Source organism: Enterobacter sichuanensis, assembly GCF_009036245.1.
In the GTDB taxonomy this organism is placed as follows: domain Bacteria; phylum Pseudomonadota; class Gammaproteobacteria; order Enterobacterales; family Enterobacteriaceae; genus Enterobacter; species Enterobacter sichuanensis.
The window spans coordinates 2,199,459-2,221,885 of the sequence record NZ_CP027986.1; the positions used below are offsets into that span (position 1 = coordinate 2,199,459).

25 protein-coding genes are annotated in these 22,427 nt (G+C 57.7%); 12 read left to right on the forward strand and 13 right to left on the reverse strand.

Annotated features, from left to right (window positions below; all coding sequences use genetic code 11):
• Positions 1 to 14 precede the first annotated feature (14 nt).
• A complete protein-coding gene (locus C1N69_RS10585; protein ID WP_059385359.1) occupies positions 15 to 557 on the reverse strand; it encodes a histidine phosphatase family protein in 543 nt (180 codons plus the stop codon).
• Positions 558 to 796: 239 nt separating this feature from the next.
• On the opposite strand from C1N69_RS10585, the gene C1N69_RS10590 reads away from it, so the two are divergent.
• Positions 797 to 1,309 carry a GNAT family N-acetyltransferase gene (locus C1N69_RS10590; RefSeq protein ID WP_155031133.1) on the forward strand — a complete coding sequence of 171 codons (513 nt, stop codon included), beginning with the start codon at positions 797 to 799 and terminating at the stop codon, positions 1,307 to 1,309.
• Here the strand turns inward: C1N69_RS10590 and C1N69_RS10595 are convergent.
• Positions 1,290 to 2,072, reverse strand: coding sequence for a hypothetical protein (locus C1N69_RS10595; RefSeq protein ID WP_095440716.1), 783 nt, complete (start codon positions 2,070 to 2,072; stop codon positions 1,290 to 1,292). The two genes, C1N69_RS10590 and C1N69_RS10595, sit on opposite strands and share 20 nt — an antisense overlap.
• Position 2,073: 1 nt before the next feature.
• Positions 2,074 to 2,271: a hypothetical protein gene (locus C1N69_RS10600; protein ID WP_008502331.1), complete on the reverse strand. Its 198-nt coding sequence runs from the start codon at positions 2,269 to 2,271 to the stop codon at positions 2,074 to 2,076.
• Between the two features lie 258 nt (positions 2,272 to 2,529).
• On the opposite strand from C1N69_RS10600, the gene C1N69_RS10605 reads away from it, so the two are divergent.
• From C1N69_RS10605 to C1N69_RS10640, 8 genes are read left to right on the forward strand one after another with little or no spacing between them, the layout of a single operon-like run.
• Positions 2,530 to 2,964, forward strand: coding sequence for a nuclear transport factor 2 family protein (locus C1N69_RS10605; protein WP_094917463.1), 435 nt, complete (start codon positions 2,530 to 2,532; stop codon positions 2,962 to 2,964).
• Positions 2,961 to 3,680: an SDR family NAD(P)-dependent oxidoreductase gene (locus tag C1N69_RS10610; RefSeq protein WP_155031134.1), complete on the forward strand. Its 720-nt coding sequence runs from the start codon at positions 2,961 to 2,963 to the stop codon at positions 3,678 to 3,680. Before C1N69_RS10605 ends, C1N69_RS10610 begins: the two co-directional genes overlap by 4 nt.
• Entirely contained in the window at positions 3,677 to 4,936 is a 1,260-nt protein-coding gene (locus C1N69_RS10615; RefSeq protein WP_155031135.1) for an NAD(P)/FAD-dependent oxidoreductase, read from the forward strand. The genes C1N69_RS10610 and C1N69_RS10615 overlap by 4 nt, the downstream gene beginning before the upstream one ends.
• Before the next feature lies 1 nt (position 4,937).
• The gene (locus C1N69_RS10620; protein WP_155031136.1) at positions 4,938 to 5,660 is read left to right on the forward strand and encodes a DUF1365 domain-containing protein; all 723 of its coding nucleotides are present in this window, start codon (positions 4,938 to 4,940) and stop codon (positions 5,658 to 5,660) included.
• Positions 5,657 to 6,877, forward strand: a complete 1,221-nt coding sequence (locus tag C1N69_RS10625; RefSeq protein ID WP_155031137.1) for an SAM-dependent methyltransferase — start codon at positions 5,657 to 5,659, stop codon at positions 6,875 to 6,877. Before C1N69_RS10620 ends, C1N69_RS10625 begins: the two co-directional genes overlap by 4 nt.
• The gene (locus tag C1N69_RS10630; RefSeq protein WP_094917455.1) at positions 6,874 to 7,359 is read left to right on the forward strand and encodes a DUF2878 domain-containing protein; all 486 of its coding nucleotides are present in this window, start codon (positions 6,874 to 6,876) and stop codon (positions 7,357 to 7,359) included. The genes C1N69_RS10625 and C1N69_RS10630 overlap by 4 nt, the downstream gene beginning before the upstream one ends.
• The gene (locus tag C1N69_RS10635; RefSeq protein ID WP_155031138.1) at positions 7,356 to 7,880 is read left to right on the forward strand and encodes a chalcone isomerase family protein; all 525 of its coding nucleotides are present in this window, start codon (positions 7,356 to 7,358) and stop codon (positions 7,878 to 7,880) included. Before C1N69_RS10630 ends, C1N69_RS10635 begins: the two co-directional genes overlap by 4 nt.
• Entirely contained in the window at positions 7,877 to 8,404 is a 528-nt protein-coding gene (locus C1N69_RS10640) for a DUF3833 domain-containing protein (protein WP_045284326.1), read from the forward strand. The genes C1N69_RS10635 and C1N69_RS10640 overlap by 4 nt, the downstream gene beginning before the upstream one ends.
• Before the next feature lie 2 nt (positions 8,405 to 8,406).
• Here C1N69_RS10640 and C1N69_RS10645 read toward each other — a convergent pair whose 3' ends face one another.
• Positions 8,407 to 8,865, reverse strand: a complete 459-nt coding sequence (locus tag C1N69_RS10645; protein WP_155031139.1) for a DMT family transporter — start codon at positions 8,863 to 8,865, stop codon at positions 8,407 to 8,409.
• Positions 8,866 to 8,868: 3 nt separating this feature from the next.
• Positions 8,869 to 9,303 (reverse strand): DMT family transporter, encoded by a 435-nt coding sequence (locus C1N69_RS10650; protein ID WP_045284328.1) that lies wholly within the window; start codon positions 9,301 to 9,303, stop codon positions 8,869 to 8,871.
• A gap of 93 nt (positions 9,304 to 9,396) precedes the next feature.
• Here C1N69_RS10650 and C1N69_RS10655 point away from each other — a divergent pair, with 93 nt between their 5' ends.
• Positions 9,397 to 10,329 (forward strand): LysR family transcriptional regulator, encoded by a 933-nt coding sequence (locus tag C1N69_RS10655; protein ID WP_155031140.1) that lies wholly within the window; start codon positions 9,397 to 9,399, stop codon positions 10,327 to 10,329.
• Positions 10,330 to 10,334: 5 nt separating this feature from the next.
• On the opposite strand, the gene C1N69_RS10660 is transcribed toward C1N69_RS10655, so the two are convergent.
• The 3 genes from C1N69_RS10660 to C1N69_RS10670 all read right to left on the reverse strand — a co-directional run bounded on the left by C1N69_RS10660 (position 10,335) and on the right by C1N69_RS10670 (position 12,961).
• On the reverse strand, positions 10,335 to 11,363 hold the full coding sequence (locus C1N69_RS10660) for a methionine synthase (RefSeq protein ID WP_021241377.1): 1,029 nt from the start codon (positions 11,361 to 11,363) through the stop codon (positions 10,335 to 10,337).
• 23 nt (positions 11,364 to 11,386) lie between these two features.
• On the reverse strand, positions 11,387 to 12,361 hold the full coding sequence (locus C1N69_RS10665; protein ID WP_155031141.1) for a DUF1852 domain-containing protein: 975 nt from the start codon (positions 12,359 to 12,361) through the stop codon (positions 11,387 to 11,389).
• Between the two features lie 141 nt (positions 12,362 to 12,502).
• Positions 12,503 to 12,961, reverse strand: coding sequence for a GNAT family N-acetyltransferase (locus tag C1N69_RS10670; RefSeq protein WP_155031142.1), 459 nt, complete (start codon positions 12,959 to 12,961; stop codon positions 12,503 to 12,505).
• Between the two features lie 140 nt (positions 12,962 to 13,101).
• On the opposite strand from C1N69_RS10670, the gene C1N69_RS10675 reads away from it, so the two are divergent.
• Positions 13,102 to 13,641, forward strand: coding sequence for a DUF2058 domain-containing protein (locus tag C1N69_RS10675; RefSeq protein ID WP_155031143.1), 540 nt, complete (start codon positions 13,102 to 13,104; stop codon positions 13,639 to 13,641).
• 7 nt (positions 13,642 to 13,648) lie between these two features.
• Here the strand turns inward: C1N69_RS10675 and C1N69_RS10680 are convergent, their stop codons facing one another.
• Both C1N69_RS10680 and azoR read right to left on the reverse strand, forming a co-directional pair.
• Entirely contained in the window at positions 13,649 to 14,335 is a 687-nt protein-coding gene (locus C1N69_RS10680; protein ID WP_155031144.1) for an RluA family pseudouridine synthase, read from the reverse strand.
• Positions 14,336 to 14,425: 90 nt separating this feature from the next.
• Positions 14,426 to 15,031, reverse strand: coding sequence for an FMN-dependent NADH-azoreductase (gene azoR, locus C1N69_RS10685; RefSeq protein WP_025757907.1), 606 nt, complete (start codon positions 15,029 to 15,031; stop codon positions 14,426 to 14,428).
• 205 nt (positions 15,032 to 15,236) lie between these two features.
• Here azoR and hrpA point away from each other — a divergent pair, with 205 nt between their 5' ends.
• Positions 15,237 to 19,139 (forward strand): ATP-dependent RNA helicase HrpA, encoded by a 3,903-nt coding sequence (gene hrpA / locus C1N69_RS10690; RefSeq protein WP_155031145.1) that lies wholly within the window; start codon positions 15,237 to 15,239, stop codon positions 19,137 to 19,139.
• Positions 19,140 to 19,203: 64 nt separating this feature from the next.
• Here the strand turns inward: hrpA and C1N69_RS10695 are convergent, their stop codons facing one another.
• The 3 genes from C1N69_RS10695 to C1N69_RS10705 form a co-directional block, all read right to left on the reverse strand.
• Positions 19,204 to 19,863 (reverse strand): O-methyltransferase, encoded by a 660-nt coding sequence (locus C1N69_RS10695; RefSeq protein ID WP_059386596.1) that lies wholly within the window; start codon positions 19,861 to 19,863, stop codon positions 19,204 to 19,206.
• A 101-nt stretch (positions 19,864 to 19,964) separates the two neighbouring features.
• Positions 19,965 to 21,344, reverse strand: coding sequence for an efflux transporter outer membrane subunit (locus C1N69_RS10700; RefSeq protein WP_155031146.1), 1,380 nt, complete (start codon positions 21,342 to 21,344; stop codon positions 19,965 to 19,967).
• Positions 21,344 to 22,423, reverse strand: a complete 1,080-nt coding sequence (locus tag C1N69_RS10705; RefSeq protein WP_155031147.1) for an HlyD family secretion protein — start codon at positions 22,421 to 22,423, stop codon at positions 21,344 to 21,346. The genes C1N69_RS10700 and C1N69_RS10705 overlap by 1 nt, the downstream gene beginning before the upstream one ends.
• Positions 22,424 to 22,427 lie beyond the last annotated feature (4 nt).

The window sequence follows — 22,427 nt, forward strand, 5'->3', positions numbered from 1 at the left end:
GTCAGTATGTGCTCTTACGCAAGGCTGTAAACCCCCGCTCCCCAGTAACCGGTACCCGGGGAAGTCTGTTCTTTCCAGCCTGATGCGATCAGTTCCTTCGCAATCAACCGATTGATCATTCCGTGCCCCATGAGCAAGACGGGGCCGTCAGAGTCCTTCGCGACATTCACCAGGATTTCTGCCGCCTTAACGGCACGTTTTTTTGCGACGCTCACGCACTCTGCCTCGCCAGACAGGCCGCAGAGCCAAAGAACGCGAAACAGCGCTGCCCAGTAAAAAGGCGATAGCCGTAACCCCGGAATACGGAACACCGGCAGTTCTGCTTCCCGAAAAACCTCATCAATTAAACCCGGTTCACACCCCAGCGTTTTCAACGATGAAAGGGCTCGCGGGAGAGGGCTGCTGAGAAACGTGAGCGCACGGTACGCCTGAATTTGAGCCCTTTCAGGCGGCCTGTCGCTGCCCGTCGAAGAGAGGTTATAGCTGTCGATCCATTCGGTCATTTCCCTGTACGAGACCCTTGGCGCCCCCCTGTAATGGGGTTCTCCATGCCGCATCAAAATAATTTCCATACGTTCTAATCGCTAGTCCTGGTCATCCATTCAACACAGGCAGACTAGCGCGATCTGGTGAGGGTTTTCACCCACCCGTTTTGGTGTGTCGGGCGAGATCCATAACACGCGGGCTGTACTTAACGTCGTTCACCGCAATAATATATGCGGCAAGAATGTAACTGTTTTTGTCTTTCTCGTTTCGCACGGCATCACACCTAAAGCGGTTAGTAAGGATACCCTCCATGTCTCTTCGAATTCGACAGGCCACCGGGGCCGATTCAACGCTGTTAAGCGAGCTGGGATATCGCATCTATCCCGCCCATTTTCAGCATCTGTGGGTGTCAGAGGCAGAGATGAAGGATTTTCTGCACGGAGAGTACGCGCGTTCTGTAGTTGAACAGAGCCTGAAAGATAACGCGGTTTCCTGGTATGTTGCAGAGACCGATCGGCCAGTGGGATTCATGAAAGTGACCTGGGAAGCCATGCTTCCAGAAACGGACAAGAAGGGTGTTCTCCTCAATAAGCTCTACCTTGATCCCGCCGCAACCGGCAAGAACTATGGTCAGGTGATGTTCAACAACATCATAGACATGGCCCGGAGCAGGGGGAAAGACTATCTCTGGCTGGAGGTGCTTGAGCAGAACGCGGGAGCGTACCGGTTCTACCAGAAGCAGGGCATGCTCTGCGTTAGGAGCGTCCTTTTCGAAACCGCCTCACAGCAGAGCATACTCAGGATTATGGGGATGTCTCTTTAGAAAGCGTGTCATGCTGTGCCAGCGACAGCGCACTGGCGCTGGCGGGATCGAACAACGACAGGCTCTCAATCTGATTGAGTAAAATCACTTTGCGGAATGACATGGCGCTGCGGGGTTCCGAGTCGAGCGTGATGTCATGCTCCGCATACCACCTGCTGTAATTATTCTCGATGCGCAGGTTCATCGTCTTCGCGTCCCGGTACCCGCTCAACATCGGGATCAGCACGATGTTGGCCGTTTTTTCATATTCCAGCGTCGCGGTGTGGATCATCCCCACGTATATCCGCCTCGAGCGCAGCGTGACCTGCGCCAGCTCGCCTTGCTCCATACACTGATAGAGCAGTTGTTCGATCCCGCTCGCCTGCGCAAGCCGTTTGTAGAGCTTTTTCCGGCTCTCGCCGTCCAGTCTGGCGCTGCCTGCCCAGTTAGAGCGGTAGAGGCAAAACAGGATGGCGAAGGCCAGCATCACCACCACCGGCGCCTGAATACCTAAAAAACTCCAGTTCATAAAGTCGATTTGCCAGTCGGTGTATTTCGGAGAGGCAAAGTGAAAAGCGTTGTTGGCGGCGGAGAGGGCGAGCAGCAGCAGCCAGAGCAGCCCCGTGGCAATCACGCCTTGCAGAACGAAAATAGAGCCATAAAGCGCAACCAGAAAATAGACATCCCAGCCAAAGGAACGCTTGATTTTAAAGCGGGTCGACAGGTCGCGGCTGGTGTACCAGTACCCGCAGACCATCAGCACCATAAATATCGCCGTTCCCATATCAGGCCCTCTTCAGCGCGTTGACGTGACGCAGAAAGTCCTGCCGCACCTCGTTGCTCTTGTAGTTCACCGAGGCGTTACCGTCCTGGTCGATGATGATGCGATCGCCATCTTCGACAGCTTCAATAATTTCCTGCTGACTCATGACCTGAAGTAAGGATTCGGGGCTGGAGAAAAGTGAGAGAAAGAAGCGTTTCATGTCAGGCATCCTTATGAATTAAAAAGAATAAGCCTGGAAGATGGCCGGTGAGTTTGCCTTAAGGATTTCCTGAAAGTGAAAGCCTGATGGCGGCTACGTCTCACCCGCCCTACAAAACCCTCAATTGAATGAAAGCGCATCTCATTGAAAGTATTAGAAAATAAAAAATAAATTTGCACAAACTTGGACAAATAACGTTAATTGTGTAAGTTTTAATTATGCGATTACGCCACGTTGTTTACAGCCAGGATGTGACCCATGAGCACTTTGCCCTCTGTCGTGAGTCGGTTTGTTGAGTACTACGCCGCACTGGATAGCCAGCCACCCTCGGCGCTGGTGGGGCTTTATCACTCAAATGCGACGCTTATCGATCCCTTTGGCGAGCATGACGGGCTTTTCGCGCTTCAGCGCTATTTCACCCATCTGCTGGCCAACGTTGAGCAATGCCGTTTTACCATCGATGACCCCCTGTGCGGCGAAAACCGGTTTGTGGTCACCTGGGTGATGCACTGGTCGCACCCGCGCATTGCCGGAGGAGAGCCGCTTGAACTGCCGGGGTGCTCGGTGGTGGAGACGGAAAACGATCTCATCACGCGCCAGCGGGATTACTACGATGCGGGAGAGATGATCTACGAACATCTGCCTCTGCTGGGCTGGGCGGTTCGCGGCGTTAAGCGCAGGGTGAAATCATGAAGACGGTGCTGATTACCGGCGCCAGCTCGGGCATAGGGGCTGGGCTTGCGAAATCCTTTGCCGCTGACGGCTACCACGTGATTGCCTGCGGACGCGATCCGGCGCGACTGGAAGCGCTGCATCAGACCTGCCCCAATCTCACCGTTCGCCTGTTCGATATGACGGACAGGGACGCCTGCCGACAGGCGCTGACCGGCAGCTACGCCGATCTGATTATTCTCTGCGCCGGTACCTGCGAATACCTCGACGGTGGCGTGGTGGATGCGGCGCTGGTGGAGCGGGTGATGGCAACCAATTTCCTTGGCCCGGTGAACTGCCTTGAGGCACTACAGCCGCAGCTGGTTGCCGGCAACCGCGTGGTGCTGGTGAGCTCAATGGCCCACTGGCTGCCTTTTCCCCGTGCGGAGGCCTATGGCGCCTCCAAAGCGGCGTTGAGCTGGTTTGCCGAGAGCCTGCGCCTGGACTGGGAGCAAAAAGGAATTGCCGTCACGGTTGTCTCGCCAGGCTTTGTGGATACGCCGCTGACGCGGAAAAACGATTTTGCCATGCCGGGCAGGGTGAGCGTTGACGAAGCGGTGAAGGCGATCCGTATCGGGCTGGCGGCAGGAAAAATGCATATCGCGTTTCCTGTCGGTTTTGGCCTCATTTTGCGGCTGCTCGCCGGGCTGCCTGCTTTTCTTCAGCGCACGCTGCTGCGCAGGATGGTGCGTTCATGAAGATTGCGATTATTGGCAGCGGCATTGCCGGGCTGACCTGCGCCTGGCGGCTGGCCGGACATCATCAGGTCACCCTGTTTGAAGCGGGAGCCGTGCCAGGAGGCCATACCGCAACCGTGGATGTGGCAACGCCTCAGGGCACCTGGGCCATCGATACCGGGTTTATCGTCTACAACGACCGCACCTATCCGCGCTTTATGGGCCTGCTCAGCGAGCTGGGCATCAGCGGGCAAAAAACGCAGATGAGCTTCTCGGTACACAATCCTGCGACCGGGCTTGAGTACAACGGCCATACCCTGACCTCGCTGTTTGCCCAGCGTCGAAACCTGGTGAATCCGAGATTCTGGCGGCTGCTGGGCGAGATCGTTCGCTTTAACCGTCTGGCGAAAGCGGCGCTGGAGGGCGAGGGGGATCCCAACGCTACGCTGCAGACGTTTCTGGACCAGCACGCTTTCACGGCGTTTTTTGCGCGCCACTATATTCTGCCGATGGGGGCCGCCATCTGGTCATCGTCGCTGCAGGAGATGAAGCGTTTCCCGCTGCCGCTCTTTTTACGTTTCTTCCAAAACCACGGGCTGCTGGATATCACCCATCGCCCGCAGTGGTACGTCGTCCCGGGGGGCTCGCGGGAGTATATCCGCGCCATGCTGGAAAAACTGGGTGACCGTCTGACGCTGCACCTGAACGCGCCGGTGCAGCGCGTGAGCCGCCATGAGCGCGGGGTCACTCTCCAGCTCGAAAACGGTAGCCATACCTTCGACCAGGTGATATTTGCCTGCCACTCTGCCCAGGCGCTGGCCATGCTTGACGACCCGACGCAGGCGGAGCGCGAGGTGCTGGGCGATATCGGCTGGCAGCGCAACGAGGTGGTATTACACAGCGACCCGCGCTGGCTGCCGGTGCGCAAGCGCGCGTGGGCCAGCTGGAACTACCGTCTCAGCGAGCAGGAGCAGGCCAGCGCCTGCGTCACCTACAACATGAACATCCTGCAGGGGCTGCCTGCGGACAGCCCGCTGTTCTGCGTCACCCTCAACCCGGAAAGGCCGGTGGACGAACGTTTCGTCTGGCAGCGTTTTGTGTATGAACATCCGCTGTTTAACCCGCAAAGCTGGCGGGCGCAGGCGCGCCGCCCAGAGATCAACGGTCAGCGGCGAAGCTGGTTCTGCGGGGCTTACTGGTACAACGGTTTTCATGAAGACGGCGTGCGCAGCGCGCTGGACGTGGTCAATGCGATAGCGGCCGGAGAGGGGAACTGAGATGAACAGCTGCCTTTATCACGGCGTGTTACGCCACCGCCGCCTTCAGCCGAAAACGCATGAATTTCGCTACACCGTCTTTATGGTCTGGCTGGATCTGGATGAACTGCCGCTGCTGGCGTCCATTGGCGTGCGGCGCAATCGCTTTGCCGCCGCCTCGTTCCATGACGCCGACTATCCGCTCGGCACGCCGCTTAAAGAGAACGTGCTGAGCAGGCTGGAGAGCCTGACCGGAGAACGTCCTGACGGGCGGGTTATGCTCCTGACCCAGCTGCGTTACTTCGGGTTTCATTTTAATCCGGTCAACTTTTACTACTGCTATGACGGCAAGGGGACGCTGCGCTGGGTACTGGCGGAGGTCCGTAATACGCCGTGGAATGAACGCCATTACTATGCCGTCAACGGACAGGATGCGCAGCCTACGGAAAAGGCGTTTCACGTCTCCCCGTTCAACCCGATGGACATGGTCTACCACTGGCGCTTCAACACCCCGAACAACACGCTGCATATGCACATTGAAAATCATCAGGATACAAAGGTGTTTGACGCCACCCTGGTGCTGCGTCGGGAGCCGCTGACCCGCACGGCGCTGCGCGCACTGCTGCTGCGCATCCCGCTCATGACCCTGAAAACCGTATTCGCCATTTACTGGCAGGCGCTGAGGCTATGGCTCAAGCGCGTGCCGCTGTATAACCATCCCGTCAGCAGGAGTGAACGCTCATGACCGATCCCGTCTTTGCGCTTGAACCCGATATCCCGCGCAACGTCCGCATCGCGCGCTGGCTGCTTTTCAGGCTGTTAAGCGGCATCCGCGGCGGCTCACTCACCCTGCGTGAAGGGGCGCAGAGTTTCCATTTCGGCGAAACATCCTCCGCGCTGCATGCCGACGTGCAGATCCTGACGCCCGGGGTCTACTGGCGTGTCTTAACGGGCGGGAGCCTTGCCGCGGCAGAAGCCTGGATGGACGGCGAATGGGAAACCGCGCAGCTTACGCCGCTTCTGCAAATCCTGGCTCTCAACAGCGAGGTTCTTGGCCGTCTGGAGAAAGGCTTTCGCCTGCTCGGCAGGCCGCTTGAGCGGCTACGCCACTGGACGCGGCGTAACTCCCGTGCCCAGGCGCGGGAAAATATCGCCGCCCATTACGATCTGGGCAACACCTTTTATAGCCATTTTCTGGATAAGGAGCTGCTTTACTCCAGCGCGCTGTTTACCGCGGATGAGCAGGATCTTACCGCGGCTCAGCAGGCCAAAATGGCGCGCCTGTGTGAACAGCTGGCGCTGAGTCCGGGGGAGCACCTGCTTGAAATAGGCACCGGCTGGGGGGCAATGGCGGAATACGCCGCCCGGCATTATGGCTGTCGGGTGACCACCACCACGCTTTCGCAGGAGCAATACGTCTGGGCGACCGAGCGGATTGCCCGTGCGGGGCTGCAGGACCGGGTCGAGGTGCTGCTCTGCGACTATCGCGACCTGACCGGGGAGTATGACAAGCTGGTCTCAATAGAGATGATTGAGGCCGTCGGGCAGCGCTATCTGCCCACGTTCTTCCGCACCTGTCAGGCGCGGCTGCGGCCGGGAGGACGGATGGCGATTCAGGCCATCACCATTCAGGATCAGCGCTATCGCGACTACAGCAAAAGCGTCGATTTTATCCAGCGCTACATTTTCCCCGGCGGCTTCCTGCCGAGCATTACCGCGATGAATGAGCTGATGACGCGCCATACCGACTTCGTGGTGCGCAACCTCTTCGACATGGGGCCGGACTACGCCCGCACGCTGGCCCACTGGCGGCAGCGTTTTGTCCATGCCTGGCAGGAGATTGAAAAGCTCGGCTTTGATGACCGGTTCCGCCGGATGTGGCTGTATTACTTTGGCTACTGCGAAGCCGGGTTTAACGCCCGCACCATCAGCGTCGTGCAGCTCACCGCCGAGCGCGTATGAGACGTTACCTTCAGGTTTTCCTGCTGGCCGTCGCGTTCGATCTTTACTGGGCGCTGGTGGTGCTCTTTCGCGAACAGGGCCTGATTCTCTGGCTCGCGCTGGCGATCCTGGCGTGTCTGCTATTGCCGTCGGTATACCGTCTTTACGCCATTGGGCTGGCGGCGGCGGGCAGTTTGCTGGACGCGCTCTGGGCCCTGACCGGGCTCATTGACTTCGCGGGCGAGTCGCTGATGCCGCTATGGATGGTGGCATTGTGGCTGATGTTCGCCACCGTCTGGACGCAGCTGACGCGCACCACCACGTTGCCCGGCTGGCTGCTGACGCTGCTTGCCGCCGTGGGAGGGCCGGTGGCCTATCTGTTTGGCGAGCGGCTGGGCGCCATCACGTTTCTGGAGCCGACCGTTATCGTCGTCGGCTGGATGGTGCCGGGGTGGCTGGTGTTGATGTTGTTTTACCACCTGCTGATGGGGAGACAAAAATGAGAACTGCGGTACTGCTGCTTTGGCTCACGCTCGTCGCGCCCGCGGCCCTGGCGGCTGACTGGCTGGCCTGGCGTAAGGTAGGCGACGCCACGCTCACCTGGGGACCTTTCACCGTCTATACCTCTCAGTTGCGCACCCCGGACGGGCGTTACGGTCGGGAGAACCAGGATCAGGCGCTGATTATTACCTATGCGCGCGATATCGATCGCGAGGCGTTGGTTGAAGCGACCCGCGACCAGTGGCAGGCGCAGGGGATCCTGCAACGGGAACCCCGAAGCGAAGCCTGGTTACAGATGCTGCGCTCTCTGTGGCCGGATGTCCGGCCGGGCGCACAGCTGGCGTTTGTGCTCGACGACGGGCAGGGGCAGTTCTGGTATCGCGCGTCAGCAGCGCAAAAAGCCTTTATTCCACTCGGACCGCGTCAGTCAGAAGCCTTCAGCACCCGCTTTCTGGCCATCTGGCTGGGTCCCCGCACGCAATATCCTGAGCTGCGTCAGCAGTTAATCGGAGGCCAAAAATGAAACGTTTCCTGACCCTGGCGCTGGCATTGACGATGCTGCTGGCAGGCTGTAGTACCGAGGTGGCCGAGTATCGCCAGCAGCAGCCGCGGCTGGATATCTTCCAGTACTTTCAGGGCAAAACCGAAGCGTGGGGGATGGTGCAGGATCGCAGCGGCAAACAGATCCGCCGCTTTCACGTGGAGATTGCCGGGGATGTTATCGGCGATACGCTGACCCTCAATGAACACTTTGTCTATGACGACGGTGAGAAGCAGCAGCGGGTATGGCATATCCGGCGCGTAGGGAACGATCGTTACGAGGGCACGGCGGGGGACATTGATGGTGTCGCCACGGGGCAGGCAGCGGGCAACGCCTTTAACTGGCATTACAGCATGAATGTAAAAGCCAACGGGAGCACCTGGCGACTGACGTTTGACGACTGGATGTACCTGCAGGACGAGACCCATCTGTTTAATAAAACGGAGATGAAGAAATTTGGCGTCACCGTCGCCACGGTGACGCTGTTCTTTACCCGTAAGACATGAGTCTAGTCGCGGGCGCGGTGGGTTTTACTGCCCGAGTAAATGAACCAGAGCGCAATACCCAGGCAAACTACCGCGCCGAGACGACTTGTTGAAAACGGAATGGCAGAATTACCCAGCCAGCCAAAGTGATCAATCAGCATGCTCATCGCGAGCTGGCCGAAGATCACCGCCACCGTGGCGACGGCGGTGCCGATCCGCTGCACGGCCAGCACCATTATCACGATATAGGGCACGCCGAACATCGCACCGAGGAGCTGCCATTTTGGCACGTCCAGCAGCGTAATGGCCTGCTTAGGCTCAACGAAGAAAATCAGCAGGGCGGTCACCAGCGCGCCGACGGAAAAGGTCAGAAACGCACTTTGAAATACGCCCACGCTGCTGCCGAGCTGTCCGTTGATTGCAGCCTGGATGCTCAGCGTCGCGCCGCCGCAGACGGCCAGAAGGATCATAATCAGTGTCATACGTTACCCCTGTGCGACCAGAACCAGTGCCGCAATGATGAAACCCAGCGCGATAATGCGTTTCGCGTTTATTCTCCTGTGCGGTGTCCCCAGCAGACCATAGTGGTCAATGATCAGGCTTTTAAAGACCTGACCGGCCAGAATGCCGATCATGGTCATGGCGATGCCGATGGCGGGTGTCGCAACGGTCAGAATGACCACATACACAGGGCCAAGCACGCCGCCGAGCAACTGCCAGCCGGGCTGAGCAAAAAACGACGGGCTATTGCGAGGGCTAAAAAACAACATCAACAGAAACGTTAGCGCGGCACCGACGCCAAAAATGCTGAACGTCGCCCATAAATCCCCAACTTCACTGCCCAGCGGACCGAGCAACCCCGCCTCAACGGACAGGCCCATCCCGCCGGCAATCACCAGTAAAATCAAAACAAACTGCATATCTTTCCTCCGTTTCAGGGGAAGAAGATTACGTCGCAAGCTTAGTGAGAAAAATGCCATAATGCAGTAAACACCTTTGCAAGGTATGCATTAATGGTCGACGCCAGTAACATCAATATCCGCGCGCTGCTGATCTTTATTGACGTGTATGAAGCGCAGAACTTCTCCGTCGTCGCGCGCAGGCAGGGGATCTCGGCCTCGCAAATATCCCGCGTGATCCATCAGCTTGAAGATGCGCTGGGGCAGCAGCTTTTCTATCGCAATACGCGGGCCGTTATCCCCACGGAAAGCGGCCATCTTTTTATTCGCTATGCCCGTTCGATGGCGGAAAACCTGGAAGAGGCGCGACGGGAGCTGGACGCCCGCGCGGTGGAGCCGTCTGGCGTAATCCGTATTAACGGACCGGTATTTTTCGGCCAGAAGCACATTGCACCGGGGCTTCCCGGTCTGGCGGAACGCTACCCCCGACTCAGCGTAGAGCTGACGCTGACCGATGATTTTATCGACCCGCACCGGGATGCTGCCGACGTGATCTTCCGCATTGGCGTGCTGACCGACTCCTCTTTTCGCGCCCGGGTGTTTGGTCAGCAGATGTATCACCTGGCCGCATCGCCAGAGTACCTGCGTAAACACGGTGCGCCGGACGGTCCCGACGAACTGACCCGGCATCACTGTCTTGTTTATCGCGGATCGTCGGGGCCTAACCGCTGGCTGTTTCGCAGGCCGGGCGAGGCGTGGACGCACTATCCCGTTACGCCACTGATGACCTCAAATAATGCGGAAGCGTTACTGGCGGCGGCGCTGGGCGGAATGGGGATTGTGTTGTTTCCGGACTGGCTGCTGAGCGAGCCCCTCCAGCGCGGCGAGCTGATTCCGCTTCTGCCCGCGCTGGAGTGCGCCATTAATACGGAACAACAGGCTATCGCGGCGATTTATCCTGATGCCCGACATCCGCCCCTGAACGTCAGGGCGGTGATTGATTATTACGTCGAGCGTTTTGGTTCGCCGCTGTACTGGCAAGCGTAAGGGGATTACGCGCCGAGCTCCTGGCGGATAATCTCTGCGCCGGCGCTGAGCGCTTTCAGCTTCCCGTTAGCAACCTGGCGGGAGAGAGGGGCCATGCCGCAGTTGGTGGAAGGGTAAAGCTTGTCGGCATCAACGAACTGCAGCGCTTTACGCAGCGTATCGGCCACTTCCTCCGGCGTTTCAACCGTGTTGGTTGCCACATCAATCGCGCCCACCATCACTTTTTTACCGCGGATCAGCTCCAGCAGATCCATCGGCACGCGAGAGTTGTGGCACTCCAGGGAGATGATGTCGATATTAGAGGTCTGCAGCTTCGGGAAGGCCTCTTCGTACTGTCGCCATTCTGAACCCAGCGTCTTTTTCCAGTCGGTATTGGCTTTGATGCCGTAGCCGTAGCAGATGTGTACCGCGGTTTCGCATTTCAGCCCTTCGATGGCGCGTTCCAGCGCGGCGATGCCCCAGTCGTTGACCTCGTCAAAGAAGACGTTAAACGCCGGTTCGTCAAACTGGATGATATCGACGCCTGCGGCCTCTAACTCTCTCGCCTCCTGATTGAGGATTTTGGCGAATTCCCAGGCCAGCTTTTCGCGGCTTTTGTAGTGCGCGTCGTAAAGGGTGTCGATCATGGTCATCGGCCCCGGCAGGGCCCATTTGATCGGCTTATCCGTGAGCTGGCGTAAGTATTTGGCATCGTCCACGAAGACCGGTTTCTGCCTGGCGACGGCAGAGACTACGGTCGGCACGCTGGCGTCATAGCGGTTACGAATGCGCACCGTCTGGCGGTTCTCAAAATCAACGCCGCTCAGGTGTTCAATAAAGGTGGTGACGAAGTGCTGGCGGGTCTGTTCCCCGTCGCTGACGATATCAATTCCCGCGCGGATCTGTTCATCCAGCGATAAGCGCAGCGCATCTTGTTTACCCGCCAGTAACTCCTGATCCTGTAATTTCCACGGTGACCAGAGCGTTTCAGGTTGCGCAAGCCAGGTCGGCTTAGGCAGGCTGCCAGCGGTGGACGTCGGGAGCAATGTTTTCATAATAAAAGACCTTTTTGGATGAATTAAAGCGTGTAGTTATCAGACCACTGCTCAAGAATATGTTTGTAAGGCTTAATAAAGTATTCTTCGGTAAACCGACCCTGTTCAATGGCCAGGCGGCTTCGCTCTTCACGGTCATACACAATTTTGGTTAATGAGTGATCCTGCTGGTTCAGATCCGGTCGATAGCACAGGCCCGCCGCCGAGTTGGCGTTATAGATCTCCGGGCGATAAATTTTCTGGAATGTTTCCATCGTGCTGATGGTGCCGATCAGTTCCAGATCGGTGTAATCATTCAGCAAATCTCCGGTAAAGAAGAATGCGAAAGGCGCCACGCTGTTTTCCGGCATGAAATAGCGCACGTTCAGACCCATCTTCGCGAAGTACTGTTCCGTTAAGGATTCGCCCTCCGGCAGATACTCAATGCCCAGAATGGGGTGCTGGTTGCCCGTGCGGCGATAAGTATCCTTGCTGGAGACGCTCAGGCAGATCACCGGTGCTTTTCTGAAGTTCTCTTTGTATTCAGGTGAATTCACAAAGTGGCGGAAAATATTGCCGTGCAGTTCGCCAAACTTTTCCGGAATAGTGAAGTGTTGCTGGTTCTTGTTGTGTTCCAGCAGCAGGACGCTGAAATCATAATCCCGCACGTAAGACGAGAAGTTATTGCCGACAATCCCTGGAGTACGCAGGTTGCGTTTTTTGTCGATAATATACGTTTGCAATATCTCAATGGCCGGGAACGGTTTTTCCGCGCCGATATTCAGATCGACAGAGATGATTTCCAGTTCAACCGCGTAGCGATCGGCGTTGGGGTTATCCCAGCGCGCCAGGGCGTTGAAGCGGTTGTTGATCATCACCAGCGTATTGCGCAGGTTTTCCTGACGCTTTTCCCCGCGCGCCAGGTTGGCAAAGTTGGTGGTGGTACGCGTGTTTTCTGACGGGTTGTAATTCTCATCGAAGCAACTGCGCTTAAGGGTATATGTGAAAGCTTTGCTCATTGTGGTTATGCATCCTAAGTTCATGTTGCCAAGAAGTTACCGATGCATAATTTATGCCTGAGCCCGCGGCACAGGGGAAGTGACTTAATTTCAACGCAACATGAGCGAAGTTCATGATGCTGATCACATATTCTGACCGTGTCAGGTCATCATGATTTTTTTAGCGAAACAGATGGCTTCTTGCCTGCCGATGTAGGGGCCATAGTTGTCGATCGCACGGTAGCCATTGCGCTCATAGAAGTTCACAGCACGCCTGTTCACTTTCCGGGTTTCAAGCCAGATTTCACCGTAGCCTAAACGTTGCGCAGAGGCTTCAAGGAAAGCCAGTAAAGCCTGACCAATTCCGGGTTCGCTTCTGTCTGAATACATGCGCTTTAGCTCGGCAACCTGTTCGGTAAGCGGGCGCAATGCCGCACATCCTACGGCATCACCTGTTGCATTTCTGGCGATAACCCACACAGCGCGTTCACCCTTCATTGAGTCAACTGCAAAATGACGCGTACCGCTATCCCCGGTGATCGTTGCCAGTTCTGATGACAAATTTTCAATCAAACGCAGGGATTCACAGGCATGCAGGTCAGCGTTGTTAATCGTTATCATGGGATGGTTCCATTGCGGATTGTTTACAGCCGTTAAATTATCAGACAGTTAGGGTGACTTGTCCTATGTTTTACTTATGTTTCGGCACGCGCGTAATGACGTTATAATCCCCAAAATTTCCAACCGGTTTAGAAATAATCATGACAAAACTCACCTTACAAGAGCAGATGCTGAAAGCAGGCTTAGTCAGCAGCAAGAAAGCGGCGAAAGTGCAGCGCACGGCCAAGAAATCACGCGTTCAGGCGCGTGAGGCCCGGGAAGCGGTCGAAGAGAATAAGAAAGCGCAGATCGAGCGTGACAAGCTGCTGAGCGAGCAGCAGAAGCAGGCCGTGCTGGCGAAAGAGTTCAAAGTACAGGTGAAGCAACTGATTGAGATGAACCGCATCACCGTGGCGAAAGGCAATATCACCTTTAACTTTACCGACGGGAATGTGATCAAAAAGCTCGAAGTCGATAAGCAGACGCAGACTCAGTTGATCAACGGCCGTCTGGCGATTGCCCGCCTGGTCATCAACGCCAGCGGCGACTGTGAATACGCGATTATCCCGGCGGTGGTGGCCGATAAAATTGCCCAGCGCGACGCCGACAGCATTGTGTTAAACAGCGCGCTCAGTCAGGACGAGCAGGACGAAGACGATCCGTACGCGGACTTCAAAATCCCGGACGATTTGATGTGGTAAATCACCGTCAGAACGGGGCGGCGTGACGGGCGTTAACCGGCTCACCGCTCACGGGATGAATAAAATTCAGAACGCTTGCATGCAGCATTAGCCGCGGTACCGTTTCGGTGCCCGGCACGTCAAGCCCGCCATACAGATCGCACCCCAGAATTGGGTGCCCCAGTTGCTGGCAGTGAATACGCAACTGATGGGTGCGCCCGGTCTCCGGGGTCAGCGTTACCCGTGTTAACGGTACGCCCGTCTCCTGATAAAAACGTTCCACCACCCGGTAACGGGAGCGTGCCGGTTTTCCGGTTGTAGCGCAGATCGACATTAACGGGAACAGCGCCGGGTCTTTGGCAATGGGCGCGTCTATGACTCCCTCATCGTTTTCCAGATGTCCGCAAAGCAGGGCGCTGTAACCTTTCTCCACGCTGCGCTGGCTAAACTGCTGGCAGAGCGCAGCGTTAATGGCCTTATTGCGCGCAACCACCATCAGCCCGGATGTGCCGAAATCCAGACGATGCACCAGCGTGCAGCCGGGAAAGGTCTGAACCAGACGATAGTGCACAGAATCGCGGTTTTGCGGATTTTTGCCCGAGAGGCTGAGCAGACCGGAAGGCTTATTGATCAGCAGCAGATGTTCATCCTGCCAGAGGATCGCAATGTCGTCGTGACACGGTGGGGCAATAAAAGAATCAATAATCGCAGACATCAGGCCGCCGGGCTGGAGAGTGGGAGCGGATGATAACGAAATGCGGGGGAAAAGAAAAACCCTCCCACCGGGCGGTGAGAGGGGGAAATCTTAGGCGGCAACCAGGCTGTCGATTGCGGCTTTCGCGTCGGTCTGTGCTTTGGTCGCCACTTCAGGACCGTAAGCGATACCTTCAGCGAACACGAAGTTCACGTCAGTGATGCCGATGAAGCCCAGGAACAGGCTCATGTACGGCGCTACCAGGTCGGTTGGGGTATCTTTGTGGATACCGCCACGGCTGGTCAGCACGATAGCGCGTTTACCTTTCACCAGACCTTCAGGGCCATTTTCGGTGTAACGGAAGGTTACGCCAGCGCGAGCCACCAGGTCGAAATAGTTCTTCAACTGGGTCGGGATGTTGAAGTTGTACATTGGGGCGTTGATCACGATAACGTCGTGCGCCTGCAGCTCAGCAATCAGCTCGTCGGACAGGGCCAGTGCTTCCTGCTGACGTGGGCTCAGCGGCGCATCGCTCGGACGCAGCGCGCCAACCAGCTCGCCATCCAGCACAGGAATCGGGTTTGCAGCCAGGTCACGCACGGTGATTTCGTCAGCGGAATGCTGTTCACGCCACTGTTCAACGAAGTAATCAGACAGCTGACCAGACTGAGAGTACCCTGCCAGAATACTGGATTTCAAAACTAATACTTTGCTCATGGGTGATTCCTGTTGTTGCATTTGATTGAAGGGGGTTGCCCCGTTGCTTGTTGACACTCTATTCACAATCCTGCCACAGAGATAGCGCAATATATCGAAGTCTATGTTCGAATTTTTTGAATAAGGCGCGAAAGACGTCAATGTGGTACTCTATAGCCATCATTAAAAAGAGAGTTTATCAGGGCGTGTACTGCCCTTTAACGCTATGACAGAACAACAAAAATTCACCTTCCCGATGCTCCTGCAACAGCTCGATTCTCTGACGCTGCGCGACAAACAGCGCTTCGCCAGGCGTCTGCACGGCGTGAAGAAGGTTAAAAATCCTGATGCACAACAGGCCATTTACCAGGAGATGGCGAAAGAGATTGAACAGGCGGCAGGGAAAGTTGTGCTGCGCGAAGCCGCGCGTCCGGCGATTACCTACCCGGAAAACCTGCCCGTCAGCCAGAAGAAACAGGACATTCTTGAGGCCGTGCGCGACCACCAGGTGGTGATTGTCGCAGGCGAAACCGGTTCGGGAAAAACCACCCAGCTGCCGAAAATCTGTATGGAGCTTGGCCGCGGGATAAAAGGTCTGATTGGCCACACCCAGCCGCGTCGTCTGGCGGCGCGTACCGTCGCGAATCGTATTGCCGAAGAGCTGCAGACGGAGCCGGGCGGCTGCATCGGCTACAAGGTGCGCTTCAGCGATCATGTCAGCGATAACACCATGGTCAAGCTGATGACCGACGGTATTCTGCTGGCGGAAATTCAGCAGGATCGCCTGCTGATGCAGTACGACACCATCATCATCGATGAAGCGCACGAGCGCAGCCTGAACATCGACTTCCTGCTCGGTTACCTGAAAGAGCTGCTGCCGCGTCGCCCGGATCTGAAAGTCATCATCACCTCCGCAACCATCGACCCGGAACGCTTCTCGAAGCATTTCAACAACGCGCCGATTATCGAGGTGTCAGGACGCACGTATCCCGTGGAGGTGCGCTATCGCCCGATTGTTGAAGAGGCGGATGATACTGAGCGCGATCAGCTGCAGGCCATTTTTGATGCCGTTGACGAGCTGGGTAACGAAAGCGCGGGGGATATCCTGATCTTCATGAGCGGTGAGCGCGAAATCCGCGATACCGCTGACGCCCTCAGCAAACGCGACCTGCGCCACACGGAGATCCTGCCGCTATACGCGCGTCTGTCGAACAGCGAACAGAATCGCGTATTCCAGCCGCACAGCGGACGCCGCATCGTCCTGGCAACCAACGTGGCGGAAACCTCGCTCACCGTGCCGGGGATTAAATACGTTATCGATCCGGGGACGGCGCGCATCAGCCGCTACAGCTACCGCACCAAAGTCCAGCGCCTGCCGATTGAGCCCGTCTCCCAGGCCTCCGCCAATCAGCGTAAAGGCCGCTGCGGGCGTGTGTCGGAAGGGATCTGTATTCGCCTCTATTCCGAAGACGATTTCCTGTCGCGCCCGGAGTTTACCGACCCGGAAATTCTGCGCACCAACCTGGCGTCCGTTATCCTGCAGATGACCGCCCTGGGGCTGGGTGATATCGCGGCGTTTCCGTTCGTCGAAGCGCCGGACAAACGCAACATTCAGGACGGCGTACGTCTGCTGGAAGAGCTCGGGGCGATCACCACCGACGAGCAGGCGACGGTCTACAAGCTGACGCCGCTGGGCCGCCAGCTCAGCCAGCTGCCGGTCGACCCGCGCCTGGCGCGTATGGTGCTGGAAGCGCAGAAACACGGCTGCGTGCGCGAGGCGATGATCATTACCTCGGTGCTCTCCATTCAGGATCCGCGCGAGCGTCCGATGGACAAACAGCAGGCCTCTGACGAAAAACACCGCCGCTTCCACGATAAAGAATCCGATTTCCTCGCCTTTGTGAACCTGTGGAACTATCTCGGCGAGCAGCAGAAAGCGCTCTCCTCGAACCAGTTCCGTCGCCAGTGTCGCGTGGATTTCCTCAACTACCTGCGCGTGCGCGAGTGGCAGGATATCTACACCCAGCTTCGCCAGGTGGTGAAAGAGCTGGGCATCCCGGTCAACAGCGAACCGGCGGAGTACCGCGAAATCCATATCGCGCTGCTGACCGGCCTGCTGTCCCACATTGGGATGAAAGACGCCGAGAAGCAGGAGTATACCGGCGCGCGTAACGCCCGTTTCGCCATCTTCCCGGGTTCCGGCCTGTTCAAGAAGCCGCCGAAGTGGACCATGGTCGCGGAGCTGGTGGAGACCAGCCGCCTGTGGGGACGCATTGCCGCACGTATCGATCCAGAATGGGTTGAGCCAGTGGCGCAGCACCTGCTGAAACGTTCGTACAGTGAACCGCACTGGGAGCGCGCGCAGGGGGCGGTGATGGCGACCGAGAAAGTGACCGTTTACGGTCTGCCGGTGGTGGCCGCGCGTAAGGTCAACTATAGCCAGATCGATCCGGCGCTGTGCCGCGAGCTGTTTATCCGCCATGCGCTGGTGGAGGGCGACTGGCAGACGCGTCACGCGTTCTTCCGTGAAAACCTCAAACTGCGCGCCGAAGTGGAAGAGCTGGAGCATAAATCCCGCCGCCGCGACATTCTGGTGGATGATGAAGCGCTGTTCGAGTTTTACGACCAGCGCATCAGCCACGACGTCATCTCCGCCCGCCACTTCGACAGCTGGTGGAAGAAGGCCAGCAAAGAGACGCCGGACCTGCTCAACTTCGAAAAGAGCATGCTGATTAAAGAGGGGGCGGAGTCGGTCAGCAAACTCGACTACCCGAACTTCTGGCACCAGGGCAACCTCAAGCTGCGTCTTACCTATCAGTTTGAGCCGGGGGCAGACGCGGACGGCGTGACCGTCCACATTCCGCTGCCGCTGTTAAACCAGGTGGATGAGAGCGGGTTTGAATGGCAGATCCCTGGCCTGCGTCGCGAGCTGGTGATTGCGCTGATCAAATCCCTGCCGAAACCGGTGCGCCGCAATTTTGTGCCTGCGCCAAACTACGCGGAAGCATTTTTAGGCCGTGTTACGCCGCTGGAGTTGCCGCTGCTGGATGCGCTGGAGCGTGAGTTCCGCCGCATGACCGGGACCACCATTGACCGCGAAGACTGGAACTGGGATCAGGTGCCCGATCACCTGAAAATCAGCTTCCGCGTGGTGGATGACAAGAACAAAAAGCTGATGGAAGGGCGTTCGCTCGGCGAGCTGAAAGAGGCGCTGAAAGGCAAAGTTCAGGAGACGCTCTCTGCGGTGGCGGATGACGGCATTGAGCAGAGCGGGCTGCATATCTGGAGCTTTGGTCAGCTTCCGGAAAGCTACGAGCAGAAGCGCGGTAACTACAAAGTGAAGGCCTGGCCGGCGCTGGTGGACGAGCGCGACAGCGTGGCGATCAAGCTTTTTGATAACCCGCAGGAACAGCAGCAGATGATGTGGCGCGGGCTGCGTCGCCTGCTTCTGCTGAACATCCCGTCGCCGATCAAGTACCTGCACGAGAAGCTGCCGAACAAAGCCAAGCTGGGGCTGTACTTTAACCCGTACGGTAAAGTTCTGGATCTGATTGACGACTGCATCTCCTGCGGTGTGGACAAACTTATCCACGAGGCGGGCGGCCCGGTCTGGACGGAAGAGGGCTTTGCCCAGCTTCATGAAAAGGTGCGTGCGGAGCTGAACGACACCGTGGTGGACATTGCGAAGCAGGTGGAGCAGATCCTCACCACCGTGTTCAACATCAACAAGCGCCTGAAAGGGCGCGTGGATATGACCATGGCGCTGGGGCTGTCGGACGTGAAGGCGCAGATGGCGGGGCTGGTGTATCGCGGGTTTGTTACCGGCAACGGCTTTAACCGTCTCGGCGATACGCTGCGTTATCTGCAGGCGATTGAAAAACGTCTGGAGAAAATGGCCATCGACCCGCATCGCGACCGCGCCCAGATGCTGAAAGTGGAGAGCGTCCAGCAGGCGTGGCAGCAGTGGCTGAACAAACTGCCTCCTGCGCGCCGCGACGATGAAGACGTTCAGGGGATCCGCTGGATGATTGAGGAGCTGCGAGTCAGCTTCTTTGCCCAGCAACTCGGTACGCCGTATCCGATTTCGGATAAGCGTATTCTGCAGGCGATGGAGCAGATTTCCGCTTAAAACCCGGTTTTCTCCCTCTCCCTGTGGGAGAGGGCTGGGGTGAGGGCATCGGGCCGCACAGGCCTCACCCGTTCACAATCGCCAGCGTAAACCCATCCCACCCCTTAACCCCCACCGTTTGCAGTGCGGTGGCGGTTAAGCGCGGGTTATCTCCAGTCATCTCGATAAACCGACGCACGCCCTGCACCCGCGCGTCGTCGCTTTGCCCGTTAATCACTTCGCCCTCGCGCACCACGTTATCGCCGATGATCAACGTACCCGGACGGGAGTAGTGCAGCGCCCATTCCAGATAGCCGGGATTGTTTGGCTTATCGGCATCAATAAAGATCAGGTCGAACGGCGGAATGTCACCGAACTTTTCAAGAGAGTTCAGGGCCGGGCCTTCAATCAATTCAATGCGTTCGTTTAGCCCCGCGAGGTTGATATTCTGGCGCGCAACGTCGGCATGCGTAGGATCGGCCTCAAGCGTAATCAGCTTTCCGTCCGGCGGCAGCGCGCGTGCCATCCAGATGGAGCTGTAAGCCCCCAGTGTACCGATCTCCAGAACACGCCGCGCCTGCGTCATGCGCACGAACAGCGCCAGCAGTTGACCCTGATTGGCCGCTACATCATGTTCGGGGAGTCCGGCGCGTTTGTTATTTTCCAGGACCTGATTAAGGATGTCATCTTCAGGAATAAGCGACGAAATCATGAAATTATCGACTGCAGACCACTGTTGTTGCATACATTGACTCCTTGCGGGTAATCGCCGGGTGACGGCTGCGCCTTACCCGGCCTACGGGACGAAATCCAGGCCCGGTAAGCGCAGCGCCACCGGGCATGTCTTCAGGCACTGACCCAGCCGCCGCCCAGCGCTCTGTACAAATCAATCTGCGCCAGCAGCAGGTTATTTTTCACCTGCACAACGCTGGTCTGGACCGAGAACAGCGTGCGCTGCGCATCCAGCACGTCGAGATAAGATGAATAGCCGTTGCGATAGCGGTTCTGCGCAATGCGCAGGGTCTCCCGGGCGACATCTTGCTGGGCAAGCAGCTCCGTCAGCTGTTCCTGATAGCGCGTAATGGCATCAAGGCTGTTGTTCACTTCGGCAAACGCGTTTCGCACGGTTTTCTCATAGGCGTACAGCGCCTGGTTACGCTGGGACTGAGAAATATCCACCTGCGCATTCAGCGCCTGGCGGTTCAGGAGCGGGGCGAGAATACTTCCCCCTGCGCTCCAGAGCTGCAGCGGGTTATCCAGCAGGCCGGAAAGCGTGCGATCCTGTATCGATCCGCTTGCGGTGAGATTGAACGACGGCAGCAGGCTGGCGCGCGACGCGGCAAGCGAGGCATCCGCTGCCACCAGCTGTCGTTCGGCCTGGACGATATCCGGGCGGCGGTTCAGCAGCGCAGATGGAAGCTGTGATGGCAATTTCAGCGGTGTCAGCGCCGCAAAGCTTTCGCTGCGCGCCACGTCGCCCGGGTTACTTCCCAGCAGCAGGCTCAGGGCATTCTCCTGCTGTGCAATCTGATGCTGCAGCACCGGAACCTGCGCCCGGGTTGAACGGAGTTCGGAATCCGATTGCATCAGCTCCAGGCGTGAGCTGTAGCCCGTCTCAAACTGACGCTTCGCGAGGTTAAATGCCTCTTCGCGTGATTTCAGCGTGGACTCGGTTACCCGCAGCTGTTCGTCAAGGGCGAGCAGGGTGACATACCCGGATGCCACGGACGACGCGACGGTTAAATCCGCGGCGCCAGCGGCGGCTTTTTGCGCCTCCAGCGAGGCTTCGGCAGCACGAGACGTGCTGCGGTTGACGCCCCAGATATCCACGTCATAGCTCGCCGTCAGGCTCCCTCTGTACAGCGTGCCGTAAACCGGCAGCCCGGTCGCGGCGGACTGCGAACGGGCGCGTGTCCCGGTTATGCCGGCATCGAGCGAGGGAAACAGGCTGCCGTCGGCAGCATAGACCCGCGCCTGATATTCGTTTATCCGTTCGCGGGCGATCAGGACATCGCTGTTATGCCCAAGCGCCTGGTCCACATAGCGGTTCAGGTGGTTATCATGAAAATTGCGCCACCAGAGCTGCTCCGTCGGGCTGGCAGGGCCGGAGACAGTGCGCCATTGCGTGGGGATGTGCAGCGTCGGCTGAGCCGGTTTGACATCAACGGACTGGCATCCGGCCAGCATGACCGCCACCACCAGCGCGGCTATCGGGCGAAGGATCATTACTTCGCCTCCCGCGTATCAATGGTCACCTGTACCGACATGCCCGGACGCAGCCGCGCGGAATCTTCTGGCTTACCGAGCACCTCAATGCGCACCGGAATACGCTGGGCAATTTTGACAAAGTTCCCGGTGGCGTTATCCGGCGTGATGGCGCTGAATTCTACGCCGGTTGCCGGAGAGATGCTCTCCACGCGACCCTGATAGGCTTTGTTATTGAGGGCATCGACGGTGAATTTCACCGGCTGGCCGACGCGCAGCTCCGCGAGCTGGGTCTCTTTAATATTGGCGATGACCCAGTGCTGCGGCGGCACCAGGGTGGTGAGGTGGGTCCCGGCAGTCACGTAGGCACCGAGACGCACGGCGATCTGACCAAGCTGGCCGTCGCGCGGGGCCACAATACGCGTGTTTTGCAGATCGATCTGCGCCAGCTCCAGCGCCGCTTTGGCATTTTCAACATCCGCTTCCAGCGCACCGCGGTTCACAATCACCGTCTGTAGATCCTGACGCGACATCTCAAGCGCGGCTTTCGCCTGGTCGATATCCGCGCTGCCCTGGGCGGCGCTGGCCAACGCCGCGTCGCGTTCACGAATGGAAAGCGAACCGTCAGCCGTCAGCTCTTTCACCCGCTTTAAATCCGCCTGGGTTTTCAGGCTCTGGGCGCGGGCATTTTTCAGCGCGGCGTCATTTTTGGCGATGACGGCCTCAGCGCTTTTACGCTGCTGCAGATTGTTATTCAGGGCGGCAATTTTCATCGCCAGCTGGGCCTCGGCCTGATGCACCCGCTGACGATAAATACGGTCATCAATCTGCAGCAGCAGGTCGCCTTTTTTGACCTGGACAAAGTCCTGAACGTGCACCTCAGTGATATAACCGTTCACCTGCGGGCTGATAAACGTCGTCTGGCCGCGCACGTAAGCGTTGTCGGTAAACTGGGCATGGCGGGTGAATGGCGGAAGCTGCCACGCGTAAAGGATCACCAGCACGCCGACGATACCGATGGCGGCGGCAGTGAAAACGGAAACAATGCGCACATTTTTGCGGGTGTTGGCCTGCTCTTTGGCGGCATCCTGCTGACTCATAAAC